This is a genomic window from Rhodothermaceae bacterium (assembly GCA_009838195.1).
GTDB lineage: Bacteria > Bacteroidota > Rhodothermia > Rhodothermales > Bin80 > Bin80.
The window spans coordinates 2,183-6,255 of sequence record VXSC01000009.1 but is presented as its reverse complement, the minus strand read 5'-3'; the positions used below and the strand labels follow the sequence as shown (position 1 = coordinate 6,255).

The following is a 4,073-nucleotide window of genomic DNA, read 5'->3' as shown; positions in this document are numbered from 1 at the left end:
GCTTCTCCGTCTTTGGACTCATGCATGGACAGGCAACGCTCGGCGTGAATGTACGAGGTACGCTAAGGTATTAGTGCTAAGGGAGATCCCTGGCAATGGGATAAAAAACCATCAGAAAAAAGAAATTCCTGAACGCAAGTTTGCAAAACATAGCATCACTTTCGCTCTGCCTAATCAGGGAGAGTCCTGCTATACCAGTATGGGGAGTTGTCACTGTATTTGAGTAATCACAAATAAGACACACACAGTTAACAGTTGAAACAAATCGAGGCATCCAGGGAGTTGCTCGGAAGTTCGGAGTTCAGGATGCCTAATTTGAAGAAGCTAGTTCCTCTGTCATTGGTCGAAAATACGTTCTTCCAACGGGTAGATCCGCCGGTTTCACTCTCTTCTCTAGCCGAATCTAACGCAGAAATTAGCTCCAAAATAGTCCGACCCTTAGGGTACGCGAAAAAATAACTTATCCTACTAATATAATTATATTCTATCTTTTGCGCCCTGTTTATTGAGGATATATCCTGTTTTTCTAGTTTCGGACGGTTTTCTGTCAAAATTATATATTTATACTTATAATATTTTACTATAAACGTTTCGATTCTCTCATGTCACGTAGAACCTTACACGTCAACACCGTGAAGACCCTCATCCGAACCCAGACGGTCGTGACCTTTGCCGAGGTCCGCGCTGTACTTGGTCCGGTGTGTGATCTGACCGTCCATCAGGTCATGAATCAAGCCGGTTGCCGAACCAGCTATTCCCACAATGGTCGGTATTACACGCTGCAGGAACTGATCGAGTTTGATCAAGAGGGGCTTTGGTCCTATCAGGGGATTCGGTTTTCCCGGGAGGGGCCACTGACGGCCACCTTGATCGCATTGATTGAACAATCCTCCGCCGGGTTATTTGCACGAGAACTGCACTCCATTGTGAAGGTCGAGGTGCTGGCGAGCTTGACCCGCCTACAGAAAGAAGGTCGCGTTTGCCGGACCAAAGTCGGACGGCACTATCTGTATGTCTCCAGCCATCTCAATACGCGGCGGCACCAACGACGCAAGAAGAAGGGGCGGACTGTGGGCTGGGATGAGACCATGGAACAGGTCACCCGGACGCTGTTGGGAACGCTGAACGAGAAGGATCGGCGATTATTTGCTGGATGGTTTTCGGTGCACGTGGGGCGTGGGGGCGACCGACACGCTGCCCGGCTTCTGGGGATGGCTCGTGCCACGGTCACCAAAGGTCGGACTCAGCTTTTGGCGGGAGAGTTCGAGAAGAACCGGATTCGTCGTCCCGGTGGTGGGCGCAAACTCATGGAAAAAAAAACCGGAACTCCCGGGATTGATTCAGAATCAGATGGAGACAGACATTGCGGGGGATCTCTGCACGGGGCAGCGATGGGTTCGAAGAACGACCGCCTTGATCGCCTCGGAGCTTCGCAAGTTTGGGATTTGGATCAGTGATCGCACCGTAAGCCGAATTCTAAAGGCCATAGGCTTTGCGCTCCGCGTGAATCACAAACAGCTGTCTGCCATCAAACATCCCGACCGAAGCCTGCAATTCCGAATTATCGAACTGCTTCGGGCAATCTTCTGCTCCATGAAGCTGCCCATCATCAGTGTGGACACCAAGAAAAAAGAACTCATTGGGCACTTTCGCAATGCGAGGACGTCTTGGAGGCGTACCCCCGATCTGGTCAACGATCATGATTTTCGCTCTTTGGCCGATGGCGTGGCCGTCCCGTATGGAATCTATGATCTTCAGGCAAATACGGGGGCCTTCTATGTGGGACGTTCCCATGATACGCCCGAGTTTGCGGTCGACTGTACGGCAACTTGGTGGAGAGATTTTGGACAATATCTCTATCCAGAGAGCAAGGAACTGTTAATTCTTGCCGATAGTGGGGGAGCAATGGATACCGTCCGCGCGCCTGGAAATACTTTCTGCAGCATAATCTAGCGAATCCCTTCGACCGTACGGTCACCGTGGCCCATTATCCCAGTGGGGCCTCAAAATGGAACCCGATTGAACACCGCCTCTTCCGCGAGGTCGCCAAACAATGGGCCGGGATCCCGCTGACTTCATTGGAGATCATACTCAACGGTATGAATGCCACAACGACAACGACCGGATTGACCGTCACGGCGGAATCGGTTGAACGCGAATACGAACGTGGAATTAAAATCGGCGAGAATGAAATGAGCCAACTCAACCTGACCCACAACGAAACCTTGCCACAATGGAATTATATAATAAAACCATCGACCGAAGACCAACTATCCGTACAATCCTGAAAAATAATCGGATAACTTATTCTTTCGCCAGCCCTAAGTGTTTGAAAGAAGCCCTGTCCAATGCATAAATCATTCGAAAATATTTATTGGGCGGATTCCGTGGAGATGTTCGCTTCCCGTGGAATCCCGTTCTTTTCACTCGTAGGATGCTAAGATTATTTGTGTTCTTAGCTCTACTGTCTTTTGCATCTACTGCATCGAGCAATCCCACGGTAACGACGAGAGAGAAGTTGGGTGGTTCAGTTGCTGATTCTTCGGTCATATGTGCACTTCATTCAAGATCGCCCCATCTGAGTTTTGATCTCCTCTTCCGAACATCTACTTGTTACCCCGAGAGTAATGCAGATCTCCGAGTCATGGTTACCAATGCATCTTACAAAGGTAGCCAGCCCGCGGTTGCCGTCGTTTCTCCCGGAAACCTTCCAGTACCAAACCCACCGACAGATTTAAGTGCAGTAGCTGTGGGGGCAACTGTGATTGACTTGGTTTGGGCAAAGCCAATTGATTCATTTAATAATGTGGATCCAACCATTTCGGGGTATAAGATTGAGATTTCTTCGGGAGGGGTTGACGGCCCATGGTCAACCCGGGTTCCCGATACGGAAAGCCCCACAGGTTCTCATAGCATCATAATTGCTCCTGAAACGACCCGACATTTTCGGGTACGCGCGATCAATAATAGTGGTGAAAGTGAGCCCTCAAATGTTGCAGCTGTTACCACAGGGGCACGATCGGCACCAGATGCCCCGATTGTTTTTGATTCCCAATCAACTCCAACTACAATAGATCTTGTGTGGGTGCCTTCAAGGGAGACGGGAGGATCAGCAATTATCGGCTATCGAATTGATTCCTCACCTGATGTCTCGATACACTCCTCAGACGCTAACATGTCTTGGTCCAATTTAGTCAATTTGGGGGCTACAACTACGACCTATACCGAAGGTAATCTTCAACCACTAACCGGTCGTAGTTACCGGATCTATGCGATAAACAGCATCGGCAGTAGCACACCTTCATATACCAGCATTGTTACTAAAGATCCCGCTAATCCTACCCCCCCTAATGCACCTCAGGGATTAGGGGCTGAATGGGATTCACAGAAAAATGGTATTGAATTAAATTGGAACACGAGTTATAACGGAGGGGCAGCTCTTACCGGTCATGAAATTGAGGTCTCTTCTGATGCGGGTTTAGTCTGGTCGCCCCTGGAAAATGTTGGTCCCGGACAGTCCACTTACTTACACGTTGGACTGCCAGCAAATACGACCCGCCATTACCGGGTCAGAGCTGTGAATGTTCGGGGGCCCAGTCCTCCTTCAAATATCGCCAGTGCTACCACCGGTGCTACCACAACAGTAACTTCCCCGGATGCTCCCACTGATTTGACGGCTAGTGTCTCAGGTCCGAATGCCATTGATTTAAGTTGGACCGAACCCGCCAATACCGGAGGATCAGCGATCACCGGATACCGGATTCAGGTGTCTCTAGACGGGAACACAGGTTGGACCAATCTTCATACAGGTACATCAACAACCTACACGCATAGTGAGCTTATCGCAGGAACGACGCGTTATTACCGGGTTTATGCGAGCAATCAATTCGGTGAGAGCGGTCCCTCCAATACCGCAAATGCTACGACGAGTGCGTCAGTAACTGCTCCGGATGCCCCCACTGATTTGACGGCTAGTGCCTCGGGGGCGAACACCATTGATTTAAGTTGGACCGAACCGGCCAATACCGGAGGATCAGCGATCACCGGATACCGGATTCAGGTGTCTCTAGACG

The 4,073-nt window shown here is 50.0% G+C and carries 3 protein-coding genes and 1 pseudogene (2 of these 4 running past the window's edge); all 4 read left to right on the top strand.

From position 1 onward, the window contains the following. Positions 1-1,134 precede the first annotated feature (1,134 nt). A complete protein-coding gene (locus tag F4Y64_01975) occupies positions 1,135-1,953 on the top strand; it encodes a hypothetical protein (protein MXX96366.1) in 819 nt (272 codons plus the stop codon). Positions 1,954-1,979: 26 nt separating this feature from the next. Next, positions 1,980-2,288 carry a hypothetical protein gene (locus F4Y64_01970; protein MXX96365.1) on the top strand — a complete coding sequence of 103 codons (309 nt, stop codon included), beginning with the start codon at positions 1,980-1,982 and terminating at the stop codon, positions 2,286-2,288. A 146-nt stretch (positions 2,289-2,434) separates the two neighbouring features. Then, positions 2,435-4,073: pseudogene (locus tag F4Y64_01965) on the top strand (fibronectin type III domain-containing protein); it runs 62 nt beyond the window's last position. Next, positions 4,006-4,073, top strand: the 5' end (the start) of a protein-coding gene (locus F4Y64_01960) for a T9SS type A sorting domain-containing protein (protein MXX96364.1). 1,972 nt of this gene lie beyond the right edge of the window; 68 of the gene's 2,040 nt are visible here — the first part of the coding sequence; the start codon lies at positions 4,006-4,008; the stop codon falls past the right edge of the window. The pseudogene F4Y64_01965 and the gene F4Y64_01960 overlap by 130 nt, the downstream one beginning before the upstream one ends.